This is a genomic window from Pseudoalteromonas sp. AWH4_217 (assembly GCF_056161105.1).
This window is the reverse complement of sequence record NZ_JBSWYM010000014.1, coordinates 152,696-170,434: the sequence shown is the minus strand read 5'-3', so window position 1 is coordinate 170,434 and position 17,739 is coordinate 152,696. Positions and strand designations below refer to the sequence as shown.

The 17,739-nt window shown below is 45.9% G+C and carries 13 protein-coding genes; 5 read left to right on the top strand and 8 right to left on the bottom strand.

Annotation, left to right across the window (positions count from 1 at the left end; all coding sequences use genetic code 11):
* Positions 1-1,174: 1,174 nt before the first annotated feature.
* Positions 1,175-1,339, top strand: coding sequence for a hypothetical protein (locus ACXAH1_RS17540; protein WP_475198454.1), 165 nt, complete (start codon positions 1,175-1,177; stop codon positions 1,337-1,339).
* Between the two features lie 82 nt (positions 1,340-1,421).
* Here ACXAH1_RS17540 and ACXAH1_RS17535 read toward each other — a convergent pair whose 3' ends face one another.
* Entirely contained in the window at positions 1,422-5,399 is a 3,978-nt protein-coding gene (locus ACXAH1_RS17535) for a hybrid sensor histidine kinase/response regulator transcription factor (RefSeq protein WP_475198453.1), read from the bottom strand.
* 331 nt (positions 5,400-5,730) lie between these two features.
* On the opposite strand from ACXAH1_RS17535, the gene ACXAH1_RS17530 reads away from it, so the two are divergent.
* The 4 genes from ACXAH1_RS17530 (at position 5,731) to ACXAH1_RS17515 (ending at position 8,776) form a co-directional block, all read left to right on the top strand.
* Positions 5,731-6,444 (top strand): response regulator transcription factor, encoded by a 714-nt coding sequence (locus ACXAH1_RS17530; protein ID WP_475198451.1) that lies wholly within the window; start codon positions 5,731-5,733, stop codon positions 6,442-6,444.
* Positions 6,445-6,718: 274 nt separating this feature from the next.
* Complete coding sequence (locus ACXAH1_RS17525; RefSeq protein WP_475198449.1) at positions 6,719-7,666, top strand: hypothetical protein; 948 nt, start codon at positions 6,719-6,721, stop codon at positions 7,664-7,666.
* A gap of 557 nt (positions 7,667-8,223) precedes the next feature.
* Positions 8,224-8,397 carry a hypothetical protein gene (locus ACXAH1_RS17520; protein WP_253048273.1) on the top strand — a complete coding sequence of 58 codons (174 nt, stop codon included), beginning with the start codon at positions 8,224-8,226 and terminating at the stop codon, positions 8,395-8,397.
* A gap of 199 nt (positions 8,398-8,596) precedes the next feature.
* A complete protein-coding gene (locus ACXAH1_RS17515) occupies positions 8,597-8,776 on the top strand; it encodes a hypothetical protein (RefSeq protein ID WP_475198447.1) in 180 nt (59 codons plus the stop codon).
* 859 nt (positions 8,777-9,635) lie between these two features.
* Here ACXAH1_RS17515 and ACXAH1_RS17510 read toward each other — a convergent pair.
* The 7 genes from ACXAH1_RS17510 to ACXAH1_RS17480 all read right to left on the bottom strand — a co-directional run bounded on the left by ACXAH1_RS17510 (position 9,636) and on the right by ACXAH1_RS17480 (position 17,648).
* Positions 9,636-9,836 carry a hypothetical protein gene (locus ACXAH1_RS17510; RefSeq protein ID WP_253048275.1) on the bottom strand — a complete coding sequence of 67 codons (201 nt, stop codon included), beginning with the start codon at positions 9,834-9,836 and terminating at the stop codon, positions 9,636-9,638.
* 231 nt (positions 9,837-10,067) lie between these two features.
* Positions 10,068-11,225 (bottom strand): prohibitin family protein, encoded by a 1,158-nt coding sequence (locus ACXAH1_RS17505; protein ID WP_475198446.1) that lies wholly within the window; start codon positions 11,223-11,225, stop codon positions 10,068-10,070.
* Complete coding sequence (locus ACXAH1_RS17500; protein WP_253048278.1) at positions 11,222-12,883, bottom strand: cyclic peptide export ABC transporter; 1,662 nt, start codon at positions 12,881-12,883, stop codon at positions 11,222-11,224. The genes ACXAH1_RS17505 and ACXAH1_RS17500 overlap by 4 nt, the downstream gene beginning before the upstream one ends.
* Before the next feature lie 190 nt (positions 12,884-13,073).
* The gene (locus tag ACXAH1_RS17495) at positions 13,074-13,253 is read right to left on the bottom strand and encodes a hypothetical protein (RefSeq protein ID WP_253048279.1); all 180 of its coding nucleotides are present in this window, start codon (positions 13,251-13,253) and stop codon (positions 13,074-13,076) included.
* Positions 13,254-13,346: 93 nt separating this feature from the next.
* Entirely contained in the window at positions 13,347-13,907 is a 561-nt protein-coding gene (locus tag ACXAH1_RS17490) for a YcjF family protein (protein WP_138543464.1), read from the bottom strand.
* A 1,346-nt stretch (positions 13,908-15,253) separates the two neighbouring features.
* On the bottom strand, positions 15,254-16,621 hold the full coding sequence (locus tag ACXAH1_RS17485; protein ID WP_475198444.1) for a serine hydrolase domain-containing protein: 1,368 nt from the start codon (positions 16,619-16,621) through the stop codon (positions 15,254-15,256).
* A gap of 73 nt (positions 16,622-16,694) precedes the next feature.
* Entirely contained in the window at positions 16,695-17,648 is a 954-nt protein-coding gene (locus ACXAH1_RS17480; protein ID WP_475198442.1) for a TauD/TfdA family dioxygenase, read from the bottom strand.
* Positions 17,649-17,739: the final 91 nt, after the last annotated feature.

Genomic DNA, 17,739 nt, shown 5'->3' with positions numbered 1-17,739 from the left:
TTACGGTGGTGCCGGTTAGTAGATCCCGGCTCGTTGGCCGGGATGACCGTGTGGGCATTTGGCTGATATGAATGTCGCAGGCTTACGGAGCTGTCTGTAAGCAGATCCCGGCTCGTTGACCGGGATGACCGTGCGGGCGTTATGGCTGATATGAATGTCGCAGGCTTACGGAGTCGATTGTTAGTAGATCCCAGCTTGTTGGCCGAGATGACCGTGAGGGCATTTGGCTGATATGAATGTCGCAGGCTTACGGTGGTGCCGGTTAGTAGATCCCGGCTCGTTGGCCGGGATGACCGTGTGGGCATTTGGCTGATATGAATGTCGCAGGCTTACGGAGCCGTTTGTTAGTAGATACCGGCTCGTTGGCCGGGATGACCGTGTGGGCGTTTGGCTGATATGAATAGCGCAGGCTTACGGTGGTACCGGTTAGTAGATCCCGGCTCGTTGGCCGGGATGACCGTGTGAGCATTTGGCTGATATGAATGTCGCAGGCTTACGGAGTCGATTGTTAGTAGATCCCGGCTCGCTGGCCGGGATGACTGTGTGGGCGTTTGGCTGATATGAATAGCGCAGACTTACGGTGGTGCCGGTTAGTAGATCCCGGCTCGTTGGCCGGGATGACCGTGTGAGCATTTGGCTGATATGAATGTCGCAGGCTTACGGTGGTGCCGGTTAGTAGATCCCGGCTCGCTGGCCGGGATGACCGTGTGGGCATTTGGCTGATATGAATGTCGAAGGCTTATGGTGGTGCCGGTTAGTAGATCCCGGCTCGTTGGCCGGGATGACCGTGTGAGCATTTGGCTGATATGAATGTCGCAGGCTTACGGAGCCGTTTGTTAGTAGATCCCGGCTCGCTGGCCGGGATGACTGTGTGGGCGTTTGGCTGATATGAATAGCGCAGGCTTACGGTGGTGCCGGTTAGTAGATCCCGGCTCGTTGGCCAAAATGACAAGATATACAAAGTTCTTTGCAAATAGCACAGCTGTCATTTTCAGCTGGCCTGGCGAAGCTAATTTATACTGCCATTACCATTCGTAGCCAGCATATTTTGTAATAAAAAAACACTCCCCAGATGGGGGGAGGATCAAGTACTTATTTTAGTGACATAGCCATTTACAAGCGACTCAGGAAGTGTAAAAGTGACCCACGGTGACATAACAAAACGGAGACCATTATGAAACTTACTCTAAAAACAAAAAAAGTGAAAAATCTGTCTGCAAATCACGCTATGCAGGCACAGCTAACACCTCTGGTACAGGGAGGAGTGTTTGCAGGCGTTGGCAGTCATAGCAAGCCATGTGCAACTGGGTCAAATGTAGTGACTTGTGAAAACAACTAATCGAACCTACTACTCAGACTGATCAGGATTTGTACCAAGAAAAAACATACAAGGCACGTTCTCCGTGCCTTGTATGTTTTTGTCACTGTGATTCAGGCTCACACTGCTTTGCATAGTGTTGAGGCGAAATATTAAACTCTGCTTTAAAGCAACTACTGAAATAAGCAGGGGATGAAAACCCAACCTGATAAGCAACATCAGCCACCAAACCGCCCGCTTGCAACTGGATGCGTGCTTGCTCTAAGCGATACTGCCTGAGCAAAGCATTTGGCGATAGCCCTGTCAGATTTCGGGTTTTGCGTTGCAGCTGTCGCACACTCAAAAACACGTGACTGGCCATGCACTCAGTATCAAACTTGGGATCCTGATAGTTTTGCGCAATCACTTGTTGAATTTTATCAATAAAGGGGAGCCGCTTTGTCGTGCTGAGCACATCAGCCTGCGGGGGGCTGTGTAGGATCTGATCTGCGAGTAGCCGCGCCAGTTTCTTGCGCCCTTTAATCAAGTTTTCCACCCTATGTCTTAGTACATCAAGATCGCAGGGTTTACCCATGTAATCATCGGCTTCTGCCTCAAACCCCAAAATACGACTGTCGTCGTCCTCTTTTGCTGTCAGTAATATCACGGGGATATGGCTCGTTGTATCATCCTGCTTGAGTTCTCGCAGCATTTCCAGTCCCGACATTTTTGGCATCATCACATCGCTGATAATAAGGTCGGGTAACTCGGATTTTGCTTGTGACAGGCCTTGCTCTCCATCACAGGCAACTGAGCAATCAAACCATTCAGACAAAGTCTGCTGAAGCATCATTCTTAACTGGGGGTTATCCTCTACAATTAACACTTGGGCGTTGGGTCCAGGTTTGTCAGTCACCTGGGACTTAGCCTTTGCTTTTGCTATGGCTTCTGTGTGTACTCTGCTACCTATATCTTGCGCTGACGCTTCACAGTAAAGCGGGATTGTCAGGGTAAACCGACATCCCTCTCCGGGCTCGCTGCTCAGCACTATTTCTCCTCCACAGTCGCTGATGAGCTGATGCACCACAGACAGGCCAATCCCCTGCCCGCCTATTTCACTGTGCTCTCCACGCACATACCGTTTAAACACGTGTGCCTGTAAAGATTTACAAATACCGGGCCCGGAGTTACTAAACATCAATTGCAGAAAGCCACCACGTTGATTCGCTTCCACAATAATCTCGCCTTTTACAGGAGTATATTTCACGGCGTTAGACAAAAGGTTTGTGATTATCTGTTCAAAGTCCGCCTCATTAAGCAACACTTCCTGTGCATCCAGAGTATGAGTTACTTCATAACGGATCTGTTTTTCACTGGCGAGCAGCTCAAACGCATGAGCCTGTTTTAGTAATACCTCTTTGGCAGTAAAGTGATGATTCTCAAAAGGAGAGACATCGTCTTTTCTGGCATAGCGGATCAGGTTGTCGATGAGCTTTTCCAGCCTCAAAGCCTGTGAATACGCTGTATGCCATTTGCTGTTACCGTCATTATTTGCCTGCTTCAACATACTTTTAATTGGCAGCATGATCACTGCCAGAGGTGTTCTCAGTTCATGAGATACATTACCAAAAAACACATTTTTACTTTCCATTAAACTGGCGATTTGAGCACGCTTTTGCTCTATTTCTTCGGTGCGCGACAGCACGAGTTCTTCCAGATGCAGATTGCGTCGCTTTAGCTGATGTGTTCTGGCGAATAGGATTAGTCCAATCAAAACAACAGCGCCAAAAACATAAAGTGTGAAAGCCCAGCCGGTTAAATACCAGGGGGTTGCAACCTCAAACTCAAAGCGCGATTCAGTCCAGTCACTCGAAATCGCCCGACTTCTAATCACAAACTCGTACCTGCCCGGTGACAAGTTGGTATAAGTAGCGCTTCGCTGGGTTTGTTCTGCCTCCGTCCAGTTTGTATCAAAGCCCAGCAAACGGTATTGATAATAAACGTCCACGTCCCGGTCGCGTTTGATATTGACGAACTCAAACTTAAAGTTTCGCTGTGCACTATTAAACCATCTGCCGGGCATAATCGCGTTCACCGAATGCTGGGGATCCTGGTACACAGCATAGCGCTCCCCTTGCACATAGACTCTGCTTATATGTACTCCATATGGCTCCTTGGCTTGTACTTTTGATAAGGCAGCAATCCCGCTTATTCCACCCAGGTACAAAACTCCAGAGCTCGATTCATCTACACTGTCATAAGTTTTTGCGCCAATATTCATGTGCTTAACTGGCATTGAAAATACCACTTGCATGGTATCTGGCGAGAGTTTATACAGATTAGTCATATCAGACACCCAGATATGCCCTGTACTAACCCGATATACAAAACCAAATGCGACGTTGGGATAAACGCCATTGACATCAAACTGCTGTGATTGTTTGGTTTTCAAGTCATGAAGTAACAATCCATAAGAGGTTGCCGCCCAGAATCGTCCTTTTGGATCGATGTCAGCGTCATAAACAACCAGTTCCTTACTGCTTTTCGATATCTGGAATTGCACCCTTTCCGGTTCGCCCCGGCCCAAAATGTATGTCTCAAAACCGCACGCCAAGACAGTATCGTTACTGCCTTTTTTCAGGTTTTTAAAATTCCCGGGTAAAAAGGATACCCGCCGGCCAGTTTGTGGATCATATTCTATAACTCCCTGATAGGTCAGTAACCATAAATGACCGTTATTCGATTGCTCCATGTCTCTGATCGTAAGTTCAATACCTGAGTTTGAGGGTGGCACATTGACCCTGGTTGCAGAGGATGCCTCCTTATCAAGCCGATATAGGGCTGATGATGCACCAAACCACAGTGTCCCATCTCGCCCGGCATAAACAGTGTAAAAATCGCGCTCCGGCTGAGCCGGGTCCAAATATACGGGCTCTGGCTCTGCATGGCCTTTATACTGCACGTATACTCGGTTCAGGCTTACAAACCAGAGGTTATCGTTTTCATCAAACTGCAAGCCGTCAATATTAGGCTTTTGGGTCACGACAGAAATTGTGTTAGCTGAACCACTGGCATGCTCAGGCTGTATAAGCTCGACCTCAAATATGGAGTGGCTGCATGCGAGCCAGACCGTTCCCTGATCGTCAAATACACTACGTATCAGAAATATTTGCTGCGAACGGGCGTTGGTATGGTACCTGCTGACTCGACTTACTCTGTCATTGGAATCTAATACAAGGAGCTCAGAGGCAGTTCCCACATAAACTGCTTGGCCGCCTGAATGCACAGAAGTAACCGCATGATGATCAATATCACTTAAATGGGTAAGCAAAGGCTGCCCTGAATCAAGCTGTTCGAGCCTGAAAAAACCTTGCTCAGACACCACATATAAGGTGTCTTCAGGTCCGGTCGTTACAATTCGGGTATCGGCAAGGATACTGTTTTGCCACAATCTAATAAAAGTGCCGGTGGATTTTTCAAACCAAAATACTTCGCCAAGTTTAGAGATAAACAAAGGGGCATCTTTATACAATGCGACCCCATATCGAAAGTTGTGCTTGACCCCTGAGCTGTCGAGGTCATATAACTGATAGATATCCTCATCGGCAGAAAAATGAACTAACTGACCATCATCACCCACAAGCCAAAACATATCTTGGCTATCCTGATATAAGGCAGCTGGCCTGAAGGCGTCGTTATCCATAGTACGGACAGATAAAATGCTGTTCTTAAAAAGATTTGTGCCCTGTGGAGCCTGTTGACGAAGCGAGTCCATATAGGACGTAAAACTGTCCTGCTGGTCATTATGCAAATACAAACCATGGTCTGTCAGCAACCACCTGCGTCCCTGAGCGTCTTCAACGACTTCTCTTGCTAACGGGTGCGGGTAGAATATGGACTGATAACCATCAAACCTCAATACACCAGACGTACCACTGATCCACAAATAACCCTGACTGTCTTGTGAAACAGAGTTAATAATGGTGACCATATCGAGTTTGTCGATGGATTGAAGATGCAACCTGAGCTCGGCAACCTCGCGCGCCTGTACATGACACTGAATGATAAAGAATAAGATAATTGCCAAGGTCCATTTTAGCATTATTGCCCTTACGTCCTTACTGTAAAATGCGTAGTTACTTTCTATAACCTTTAACAGGTACAGTCAACCTAAATGTTAAAAAATTGACAATACATTCAGTATTTTCAATCCTTCCACTTTCAATTTGCACAACAATCAACCAGGTCGCATAGTGAGAGTTAAAACCAAGATCGAAGCAACAATATGATTTATATGCTAATAATTTTACATGTCGCTTTTTCAGTATCAGGTGTCGCTTTTTTTATAACGGATAAACCACAAAACTCTCTAATTTAACGATGCAGACCCAAAAACGAATCTGTAAGACAACAAAAAGCACACAGGAGTTTATATGGACTACTCAGGTAACAGGATCGAGCATCCAGACGCATTTGCACTTTATCCGGAAACAGCCATTACAAGCGCATTAAGCAGATTCTCAGAACCACTGGGCATGGACCGATTTCTTATCGTAGGTGTGAATGGTACAGAGCCGACTTTCAGATACCTTTCAACCTGCTCAGAGCAATTTTTGCACACTTATTTTACTGAGGGTCACTGCTTCTCTGACGAATTAGTGCAGTACTGCCAGCATACACTGGCTCCCAGATACTGGTGCACCGACGACTATCATCGCGCAACTCTGGGCCCGCAAAGTCTGGGCAACCTCCTGCAACAAGAAAGTATTAACGGCGGTATTGTCATACCCGTTCATTACAACAGTGCCATTGTGTTTGTGAATTACTTTTCAAACCAGAGCGCAGAAAAGATAAAGTTCCTTTATAAACAACATGGCACACTATTGAGTGATATCACCCTCACCCTGGTACCGAGAATAATCAACGAGTGCCCGGACTATTTGTTTATGCGCCCATCACTGACGCCAAAAAGCAGCGAGTGTTTACTGTATATGGCAAAGGGCATGACAAACCCGGAAATATCTGAGCTGATGCAGGTCTCAAAGGATAGAGTCAAAGAACTCGTAAGCCAGATCCTCATTCAACTCGGCGCAGCAAACAGAACAGAAGCAGTATTAAAAGCAAAACAAAGCCTGCTTATCCCCTAACGAGGCCAGCCCGGAGTGAGCGCTCAGGGAATGGCTTCTCACTGATGGTTTATTTACCTGAATACTGATTACAAAGCCGCACGAATGTCAGGAAACAGCGCCTTCGTGTTTCGTATACAGGCTACTCGTTACATGCCTTACACACCACTCCCTGAACAGGGAGGCAGCAAAAATTGCCAATAGCCATTGGCCTACAACCCCACACATAGGTAGTGGATTGAATTAGAAAAACCTCGTTATAACAAGGACAACCTGTGAAAATGGAGCGTATAAAATGAATTACAAATTCCTCATAATCTCTGGTGCATTACTTGTGGCAAGCACACATATACATGCTGCGACCCCAGTTTATAGTGACGTAGATGGCTCCGGGCGCATTCACATGCAAGTATGGAAATACACACTGGATAGTAACAACAGCAATCACACTACCAGGCTCACGATTCCACATGACTGGGTAGTCGTAGGTGGTGGTGTTGACTTAAAGGTTAATAATTCAGCGTTGATTGCGGCCTCATATCCAGATATAGAAACACAGCAATCATGGATTGTATCTACGCTAGCTGATAAAAGCTCAGCGGATCATGCACTAACAGCTTATGCTATTGGTATTAAGATAGAGGGTATCTCTCGCAGCGATATGCGCAAACACAGCATTGTTAAATCCTGGTGCAAAAATGAGGTGCAAAATGACAGTGCAGACGTGGCCTCATCTGCCACTATTCCCGACAATGGCTACCTTATGATAAGCGGAGGTGCAAAGGCTACCCAAAATGCCGAGCGTGGAAGTGCTCCTGTGTATGCTTCCGCACCTGGAAGGTGGGATCAGTGGATAGCGGCCAGTAAGAAAGCAAGCGATATCAACAGCCCTGAGCTTACCAGCTGTGTTGTCGGTATTCGAAAGGATCTTGCAAGCGCACAGTTGGGCCACAATCTGGGGTATGTTGATACCATTCACCGAGTGAGTGCGGTCAATAAGTTAAGTAGTTCCAGAATCGAATCTGAAGTATTTATGGAGAATGATTATATTCTAACCGGGGTTGGCGCAAAGTTAAGTGCCAATAGGAACAAAGAGTCAGAGCCAAAAGTTCTGCTATATAGCATCATGCCCAAAAAATTTGGTGACAGCTCCAAAGTCGTCGCCAAGGCAAAAGAGTATTTGTACCCTGCGGGTGCGTTTCTGAAAACCTACGCTATTGGGGTCAGGCTGATTAAGCAATAAAAACGCAACGTCTCAGAATGAGGCATGCCTTTTTGAGTTGCTAAGAAAAGGCACCTCCAGTGTGCCTTAATACAAGTACTCTCATTACAGTCGTTTCACTCTGACCACCTTTTCAGGCTACCCTGATCAGAGACTGTAGCTAATTACATATTTCATCCGTCAATACAAACTGATAACAAACATCAGTACCCAGCCATCTGATAATTAACGCGTGGAGTGGGCCACATTGGAATAACCCGGAGCCACCTCACTAAAGTAGTTACCAAACAACAAAAGCCCGAATAATAAGCAGACAGTAAATCCCTTAGACCGTCCCGAAAGGTTACCCAATAAATAAGAATAAAATATGGATGCGTGAAATCCTTATGCCAGGCCCAGGCTAAGGCCGTACTCACCGGGTAAAATTACATCACAAACAGCCACAACCAACTTGCACTTTACTTTGGAGCAGATTCAGAGATCCCTGATAATGGCACATTAAATTCTTTCAATTTACACCAGCAACATTGTGTGCAAAAAATAACCACGACTATCAACATGTAAAAAAGGAAATATATATGAAATTACATCTAAGCAAAAAGAACCTCAAAAACTTATGTGACAAAAAGACCGTGGCCGAAGAGCAAACGCCGATGATTGCAGGTGGCGCCAGTGCTATCCCTCCCACCAGAGTACAGCAAGGTTGTCCCTATTTCTCTTATTATCCATTGAACACGTGTAACCCGCGTTAAAGCAATTACAGCCAGGGTGCTCTGAGCGCCCTGGTGTTTCTCCGTATTCCGGATGGCAACCCCCGGCAAGAAACCTCTCTGCGAATAAAATAATAAGCCAGTTCGAACCTCATAAAAAAACACAATAAATTTACAACTACCCTTAAATGTGACATAAATACAAATGGCACACTGCCAAACCTATCATAAGGAGATAAAAATGAAGTTAAGTTTAAATAAAAAGAAATTCAAAAACTTATCTAGCAGTAAAAGCGTCGGTTTAGAACAAACACCCCAAGTTGCCGGTGATGGTGATATCGCATTCCCGCCAACAAAAGTAAACAAAGGTTGCCCGTGGCACACTTATGTTCAGGTATACACCTGTAACATGCCACTTTAAACACAGGCATCAGCGAAGGCACATCTTGTGTGCCTTTTGACAAGTTTAACTCCCACTCTATTGCACAACCCCTAGATCTAACTTTGGCTTTTTCCGTGTAGCAGACCAACATGTTTTAGTTGGCCTGGATAGTCTCGACCTGGTTCTACCTCTCTGGACTAACTCATATACTTAACATCAGCTAAAACCAACCAAATAATATACAATATATTGTTGACAAAAACACTTGATAAGGTTAATTTTCAACCACCACTTATCAAGGACTCGTAATATGAAACTAAAACTACAGAAAACTAAGATAAAGAACCTTTCTTCAACGCAATCAGTGGATCACAAGGCTACTCCCATGATCGCAGGTGGCGGCCCCCGCCCTACCACTGATATTGAAACTCGCTTTGACAGAGGCTGCCCATTCTTTACTGACTGGTATGCAAATACCTGTGGGATGGGATGGACTTGTCGGGGTGTAAACTAGTTAATCATTACTTTCTTTATAATCTAAGCGTCGTCCAGGCGCTTTTTTATGTTGTAAAGCCCCTTTACAACCACTTCGCCACGTACATTTTTACTCGAAAAAATACGCTTTAACTTCCCGATAAATAGGCAGCTTTATTACGGCGTAAATAAACTCACTAACTCACCATGAGCAACCTATCCTTGTCTCAGGTGTGATATATCAATCTGGCAGAAGTAAAAACGCGGGCTGGAGCTGAACTGTCGTTCAGTATGCAGAAGTAAAGAACAATTGAGTAGTGGTGACCAATGTTGTAGCAGACCCCAAAACTAAAAACGCCTCGTCAAACTGACAAGGCGCTTTACGCATCAAGGCACAGTTATAACTGCGCCAGACTATTGATTATTAACGAGGTACGTCGTTACAACCGTCACCCAGACCACAAGAGTACTGCCAGTCAAAAGAGTGACGATCGCAGCCTTCAAGGTAACGTGTAGGTGTATTATCAATGATACCGCCACCAGCAACAGCTGGAGTTGCATTCATTTGCAGCTTAGAGCTTTGTGATAAGTTTTTCATTTTTGATTTTTTTAATGTCAATTTCATTTTCTTAATTTCCTTTTATTGACGAGCTTGTCAGTAAGCTCAGAAACAAAGTAACGTAACCCCCATTGCCCGTCAACATCAAAACACTCTAATTTAATGTAACAAAATTTTATAAACATCTGTTTTTTAATCAATATTGTTCATTTAGTTGATAGAGAATCACTCAGCTTCGTTGTTGCCCCAATGCATTGTGATAATGCTCTGTGTACAGATTAAACTCTGACACTGATGTTATTTATGCATTGGCTCACCTGATTTTGCCGAGCTCATATGGTGCGAACTCATCGGCTCCCCGGGCTTAATGATACTTTTTGTGTGTTCGCTCTGGGGCAATGATGTCTCCCCAGCCGTCACTAATGTCGACGTATCTTGTCCCAACGTCGGGGTAGGCCCACTTAGGCTGCTTTCGGTATTAAGGATCAAGGGTAAACCATCTTTTCCGCTGCCAATAACCACAACTTTACTGTTGTTTGACTTCGCCAATTCAATCGTGGCTTCAATGCCTCGCCACCTCAGGTAGGTTTCTGAAATACCACCAGCAACAGTTTCCTGAAAGTCTGCGATCCCCTGCGCTTCGGTTTTCTTTCTCAGCGCTTCTTTCTTCGCAACTTCCAGACGCATCGCATATTCTTCGTTCAGATAGCTTTGGTTGACTTTAGAGATGATGGCTTCATGCACTTTATCCGGCACATCCACTCTTTTTATCAGCATATCGTCCAGATTGACTAAAGTGTGGCCGTCTTTGAGTTTTCCGCTCTGTTCTAAAATGGTTTCTTCCTGAAGATGCAGTTCGTGTAATACTTCCTGAAGTAGCTCTTTTTGTACTTGGATCCGCTGATGACTGTACACTTGCTCAGCACGATAACGTGAAACTATCATACGTACTGCTGATGCCACTTCAGGCAAGACCATTTCTTCAAGATATTTTGGCCCCACAAGTTGATGCAGATAGGGAACATGGTTGATAACAGGCCGATACCTCACGGTAACATTTAATGTGATCCTCAATCCTTCATTGGTAATCGCATCAATGTTCTCGTGTGCGGTCTGAAATCGCCCGTTATAGATAATCAACTTGTCCCAGGGCATGACAAGCACGGTACCTTCACTAAAGTGCTGATCAAGATAAGTACCTCCACCGAAGCGTTTCCACAATACAGCCACCTCACCCGAATCTACCCTAACAAAAATGAAAGGCACCAGTGCCACAATTAAGAACAAGCAGATCAGTAAAGTCAGGCCGGCTCTGAAACGCCAGGATAATATACGTTTACGCCAGCTGGGTTTGTAGCGCCTGAGGCCTCGCATTACCAGGTTGGCGATAAGGATCAGCAGGCAAATACCCGCCAGTGCCATCAACATCAAATCGGGCGGTAAAATTATATTCATGACGGCACTCCATCAGTGTTTACTTCATGATGTTCCATTAGTTGTCCTTCTACCATCTTCAAATGTACGTCCGCCAGATGGAAATAGGCGTCGTCATGCGTAATTGCTATTACCGTATTGCCCCGAGCCTTTAATCTGGGCAGCACTTGTTCGTAGAATTTCTTTCTGAATATCGGGTCCTGATCCGCCGCCCACTCATCAAAAATATAGATGGGCCGGTTTTCCAATATGGTGCTCAGTAACGCCAGGCGTTTTCTTTGCCCGGAAGAAAGCTCTATGGTACTAAACTCACCGTCCACAACACTGACCTTGGTGTTCATCTCTAAAAAGGCCAGCCACTCGTCAATTTCCTCCTGAGAGGTTGCGCGAATACCATATAGTTGTTTGAACAGGTGAAAATCCGCAAACACCGATGTGAATATGCTGCGGAAACTTGCTCGTTCAGCGTCGCTGATTGCCTGTCCATCAAGGAATATCTGCCCGGCCTGAAGTTCATATAAACCGGTCAGCATACGAATAAATGTGGTTTTACCGCTACCGTTTCCGCCAGTGATAAAGGTGATTTGACCCTTTTTCACCGTCAAATCAACAGGCCCAACAAAGAAGGGCCTGTCACCAGGCTTGCGGTTGTGCTGATAATAAGCGCCTTCCAGGCGCAGTTCATCGAAACTGTCAATTTGGGTTACCTGATGATTGCGCCGTGCTACGGATTCAGCCTGCTCCTGCTTGAGGTCGGCCTCGAGCGCCAGCACGTTTTGTGCCGCCTCCGTTGCTGTGGTGAAGATTGGAATACCGCCCACAATACTGGTGATCGGGCCGATTAAAAACAGCGATGCGGTGGTGACTTTTATCACCACTTCCGGATAAACATCGGATAACACAGGAACAAAGAACACCATCGCACCGGTCGCGGCAAAAAAAGTAATTTGTGATAGCACAAAGTCGGTAGCAAATAAGGTTTTGGTGACGGTTTGCGCGCGTCGGGCTTTGCCCGAGGACATAGCAAACTCATGCTCCAGATCTTCTGCTCTTGGTGTGCTCAGTTTTACTTCCTTAAAACCGTCAAGCAGGTCTGACAGGCGCTGAATAAGCTGGTTTTCACTCTGAAACGCTTGTTGCATGTTGCGCTGAATCTCATCAGATCTGAAACGGTGAATAAAACCGCCCATGGTAATCAGTACGCCAAGTACCAGGAATGCTGCAACTGAATGATAAGCAATATATAAAGATGTAAAAAACACCAAGCTTATTGACTGGCCGATGATCACAAACAGCTGCGCAGAGTGAGAAATGGTCTGCAATTCTTTACTCAGGGTGTTAAAGATACGTTCTTTACCAATTTTCTCCAGAGTTGATAGCTCGGTATGCCTTACAGATTCAAATAGCTCGACCCGTAACTTGTCGATGGCTTTTTCTACCATTTTTGCAGCTTTGGTCATAACTCTTTGTTGCGTCAACCCGTAGATCAAGACTGTCAGCGTGAACAGGATCAGGTAGTAAAAGATAAAGTTTTCTTTGTGGATATCAGAAATATTTTCTGCCACGTTGTTGATGAGAGCAAGCACCAGTGCATTCGCCAGGCCAGAGATACAACCGAGTAATACAAAGGTCCTTTTCTTAATTTTAATGTTTCGACTTATTAAATCGTATAATACCATTTTTATTGTCTTTTCATTGTGTTACCAATGGCCTGAAAGTCCGCCATTGGTCAGAATACTGAGCGCTACGACGCAGCAAAAACTGCAATCCTTGTTATCTTATCTTGAGGATCTGCTTCCTCTGTTTTTTAGCTTGCCTGTTTTTCAATCACAATCAAGCAATGACTGCTGGCAATGCGATTGTTTTCTACTATTCTTCCTCTACTTCTTTCGGTTCTGCCAGGCGTGATTGCGCCAGTAGCAGCACTAGCAAACTGACTAAGGGCGTGAAGAACAGGCCAATTAAAAAGAAGCCCACCGGACCTGCAAACGTGTTACGTCCCCAGTAGCCCGAAAGTACACACAACACCAGATACAAAGTAACTAACATTTTTTGCTCCTTTGAACTGCTTTACAGTTCGATTTAACAAACGAAAATAAACCAACAGTAAACTGCTGGTTTATTTAAGATTTAGCGTCTCAACTACACTGCAGCTTGATTCTCTTGAGTGCTGTTGCCTTTATCTTTACGATACTTTGCTGCAATTTCAGAGATGTCTCCCTTAATACTTGCCAGATTCAGATCTAGCAAAGTACCGCCATTTTCAAAGTGTCGAATAAATGTGGAACCGACTGCATTTGTAGAAGCAGCAGAAACCACAGGCATAAATGCGATTGCGCTAAGCGTGCCAATGATTGGTACTGACTTTAAGAAACTACTCAGTCCAGCACCGCCCAAAGATTGTGGGAATGAGCCGCCAATCACCGCACTAACCGTTCCGCGGATTTTATTGTCGCTGTATGACTGGCCGTAAACCTTGGCGATCTCACTGATCATCTTGATTTGCACCCCAGTTAACGCCACCAAATCAATCGCAGGTACTGGAATAAGACCGGTACCGAAAGACCATTTGGTGTACTTATCGACAATAATGCGCGCTACGGCTTCGCGATTCTCAGCTTCAACACTGACTGTATCCTGCTTTGCAGCAGCTTCAGCAGCAGTTGTTGCCTTGTCATCCTTCGCTGTTTTTGTCGCTGTCATGTTTTTTCCTCTATGATTGGAATTGTACCAACGTCGTTTAAAACTCAGTTGGCATAAACAGTTGTTAAACCCACCAAGTCAGGTAAAGCCTAGACCCTAACTTGCCCTTTTTCACTTTCCATGTCCTAAAACACAGCAAGTAAATGCTTAAAAATGCAGTGGATAAGCCGTTACAACGCCTAAACTCACCGCGAGTATATTTTTTATTTCTACCAGACTCGTTGCTGCCAAATGACGCAATGCCCAAACACACCAGCATCAGAGCCCGTCATCCCGGCCAACAAGCCGGGAACCATAAATTCTTCACTCGTACCACTAACTACCCAACAACCGTGTTGTCTGTGAGTAGATCCCGCATCAAGTGCGGGATGACAACGCAGTTGTTGTTTACACTCCAAACCCCGTCATCCCGGCCAACGAGCCGGGGACCATTCATTCTTCACTCGTACCGCCAACTATCCAACAACCATGTTGTCTGTCAGTAGATCCCGCATCAAGTGCGGGATGACAACGCAGTTGTTGTCGGATAGCAGTATGTCCCTACAAACCAGCATCAGAGCCCGTCATCCTGATTTTGGGCACACGCCTATACTCCAACCCCGTCATCCCGGCCAACGAGCCGGGAACCACAAATTCTTCACTCGTACCGCTAACTACCCAACAACCGTGTTGTCTGTCGGTAGATCCCGCATCAAGTGCGGGATGACAACGCAGTTGTTGTTTACACTCCAAACCCCGTCATCCCGGTCAACAAGCCGGGAACCATAAATTCTTCACTCGTACCACTAACTACCCAACAACCGTGCTGTCTGTCAGTAGATCCCGCATCAAGTGCGGGATGACAACGCAGTTGTTGCTAATAGCCCTAAATCCGTCATCCCGGCCAACGATCCGGGAACCATAAATTCTTCACTCGTACCACTAACTACCCAACAACCGTGTTGTCTGTGAGTAGATCCCGCATCAAGTGCGGGATGACAACGCAGTTGTTGTTAACACTCCAATCCCCGTCATCCCGGCCAACGAGCCGGGAACCATAAATTCTTCACTCGTACCACTAACTACCCAACAACCGTGCTGTCTGTCAGTAGATCCCGCATCAAGTGCGGGATGACAACGCAGTTGTTGTTTACACTCCAAACCCCGTCATCCCGGCCAACGAGCCGGGAACCACAAATTCTTCACTCGTACCGCTAACTACCCAACAACCGTGTTGTCTGTAAGTAGATCCCGCATCAAGTGCGGGATGACAACGGAGTTGTTGAAGGGTGACAAAGGTGTTGTTACGGGGTGGCTGGTTTGCCACCCCAGCCTTGAACCGATAAACACCTGTGTTGCCCGCACTTTTACGCTTCATCCAATACTGTCTGACATGCCTCGGTGCGGTGCTTGTCGCTATAGAAAATAATGTTGCGAATTTCTTCTGCGATACAGTCCGACTCAGTGCCGGTTTTCACATAGTTGCTGAACACCATCACGTTCTGATCCCGCTCCAGCAGGCGATTAAAGCTGGTCACCCATGAGTAAGGATAACTGCCCGAATATTGTAAAAATTTCTCGTACTTTCTGAGGTTTGTTTCGCTGGGGTCATCGGGACAGTCTGCGACTTTGCCGTACTGATTGGGGTCGATATAGGTGACAAACCAACCATATCCGTAGTATTCACACGAGCTTGAGCTGCCGGTATTTGAATAAGGCGCGAATGCAGCCAACTTCTGCGCTTCATTAAGGATTTTGTTGGTATATAAACCCTGATCCCACTTGTGCATATCTTCAACGGTGGAGTACATATCACCGGCCGAGTACAGCACCAAAGGGTTACTGTATGGATTAACTAGGATATCCTGATAGGGTGCCGGGCCACCGGTTGCTGGCGGACGGCCGTTGGCCAGTGGCAGGTATTGGTTGTCTTTGTAGATATAACCTGTTGTCATATCAGAATAAATGCCAATGGCACTAAACGAGCCACTGTCACTCATATCCAGCGGATCCAGGATCTGTTCTTTTAGGATGTTACTGAACCAGAAACTGCGGTCGATATCCCCTTGTGTACCCGCTGCTAGCTGCTCAATGATGTTGCCAACCAGATAGTAGTTACAGTTACTGTATTCGTATTTGCTTCCCTGGGTAAAAGAAGGCTGCCCCCCTTGCTCATCACATGTACAAAAGCGGTTACCAAACCCTTCCGGACCATTCAGGTTGAGCGTTTCGTCATACAAGTAAGGACGCCAGCCCCAGTTGTTATACACTTCTTCGTTGTCACTGTAGTTAGGGATCCCCGACGACATCGCCAGCAAGTTATGCAAGGTTACGTCTGCGCACTGGTTTTTAGGATACCAAGGCAGATAGTCACCAACAGTTTCGACTCTGAGGTCCTTACCCTCTAACATGCGCATCAGGATAGCAGCGGCAAATGCTTTGGTGTTTGAGCCAATGCGGTACTTAGACTTAACCGTGTTATCCGCGTTGTACTGTATGTTTTGCGGGCCACAATGGTACTCATAAACCACTTTGTCCACGGAAGTAATATAGATAGTCCCGAAAAACACCATAGCGTCGCAATACTGCTTAACGGAAACATCTATCATTTCCAGTTGCGATGCCGTGATAGTCGTGTCTTTTGCCGAACTTTTGTTTTGCAGACATGATGCCAGGATCAGGCTGATCAAACACATCACCATGATCTTGAGTCTTGAAGGGTATAACCAGTTCATTGTATGGATTCCTCAATTTTGACCACTTTGTTTGCCAACCACATCACCACTAACAAACCCCAGTTGGCGCTCATTAACACGCCGCTTTTGCCATTCCCACCAGTACCTTGCGAGTACCTGTATAAGCCTGACGGCCATGAGTGAATAGCATGTTGTCTAGCAGCAAAATGTCGTTGCGCTGCCAGGGGTAAGAAAAAGTGAGCGAACGGTAGACATCATTGATGACATCAATGTCTTCTCTGGCAATCTCACTACCGTCACCGTAATAGGCGTTGCGAGGCAAGTAATCGCTTCCGATGCTGTCGGGCATTTCATTGTCTACTGCAGAGCAATGGAATAAATGCGCCTGGTTAAACCAAACCTTTTCGCCGGTTTTCGGATGTGTCATAACCGCAGGTCTGAACTGTCTGGTCTGTAACCTGCCATCGTCAAACCACTCGCACTGAATGTCGTTTTTCCAGCAATACGCTTCTACTTCATCCCGATCACTGGTCTGAAACACTTCCTGCCAGGGCAAATCTATGTCACCGTAATTGCGTACATACATAATGCCGCGCTCTTCAAACCGCGCTTTGAGGTCATCAGGCAGTCGCTTGTATACTTCCCGACTATCTGCAAGCGGGGTATCGCCCCCCGTTTTAGCGGGAACAACGCAGAAAAAGCCCATCCGCATTGGCCAGCAATTGGAGTAGGCATTTTCATTGTGTTGCAGGATCACCTGGTCGGCGTGATATTCCGTGGTGGTATAGATGTTGTTGCGAAGTGCAGTACGAGGCGAAGAGCGATAAATATATTGACTGAGCGGTTCACCAAAAATCGTTTCCAAAATGGTGCTGAACTGGTTGGTGCTAACAATGTTGAGGCCACGCAACAGCGCAAACCCATCGCGGTCAACCCAGGCATTAATTTCCTTAACATTCGCCTTAACCCAGGCAAGACCACTTTGCTTTTGTCCTGAGAGATCATGGATCCGTTGATCTGTATCGGCGGAATTTAAATCCATGTCTGGTGATAGTAACTGATCCATTTTATTCCCATCCTTTAAGTAAGGTAACAAGTAAAATTTACATCGTAATTTTGACATTAATTGTTTGCTTTTTAAGCTCAACCAACATCAA

Coding starts and splice junctions, on each gene's coding strand:
- ACXAH1_RS17520 (WP_253048273.1), top strand. CDS start 8,224: ATGAAATTACATCTAAGCAAAAAGAACCTCAAAAACTTATGTGACAAA.
- ACXAH1_RS17525 (WP_475198449.1), top strand. CDS start 6,719: ATGAATTACAAATTCCTCATAATCTCTGGTGCATTACTTGTGGCAAGC.
- ACXAH1_RS17480 (WP_475198442.1), bottom strand. CDS start 17,648: ATGGATCAGTTACTATCACCAGACATGGATTTAAATTCCGCCGATACA.
- ACXAH1_RS17485 (WP_475198444.1), bottom strand. CDS start 16,621: ATGAACTGGTTATACCCTTCAAGACTCAAGATCATGGTGATGTGTTTG.
- ACXAH1_RS17535 (WP_475198453.1), bottom strand. CDS start 5,399: ATGCTAAAATGGACCTTGGCAATTATCTTATTCTTTATCATTCAGTGT.
- ACXAH1_RS17530 (WP_475198451.1), top strand. CDS start 5,731: ATGGACTACTCAGGTAACAGGATCGAGCATCCAGACGCATTTGCACTT.
- ACXAH1_RS17505 (WP_475198446.1), bottom strand. CDS start 11,225: ATGAATATAATTTTACCGCCCGATTTGATGTTGATGGCACTGGCGGGT.
- ACXAH1_RS17490 (WP_138543464.1), bottom strand. CDS start 13,907: ATGACAGCGACAAAAACAGCGAAGGATGACAAGGCAACAACTGCTGCT.
- ACXAH1_RS17495 (WP_253048279.1), bottom strand. CDS start 13,253: ATGTTAGTTACTTTGTATCTGGTGTTGTGTGTACTTTCGGGCTACTGG.
- ACXAH1_RS17510 (WP_253048275.1), bottom strand. CDS start 9,836: ATGAAATTGACATTAAAAAAATCAAAAATGAAAAACTTATCACAAAGC.
- ACXAH1_RS17515 (WP_475198447.1), top strand. CDS start 8,597: ATGAAGTTAAGTTTAAATAAAAAGAAATTCAAAAACTTATCTAGCAGT.
- ACXAH1_RS17500 (WP_253048278.1), bottom strand. CDS start 12,883: ATGGTATTATACGATTTAATAAGTCGAAACATTAAAATTAAGAAAAGG.
- ACXAH1_RS17540 (WP_475198454.1), top strand. CDS start 1,175: ATGAAACTTACTCTAAAAACAAAAAAAGTGAAAAATCTGTCTGCAAAT.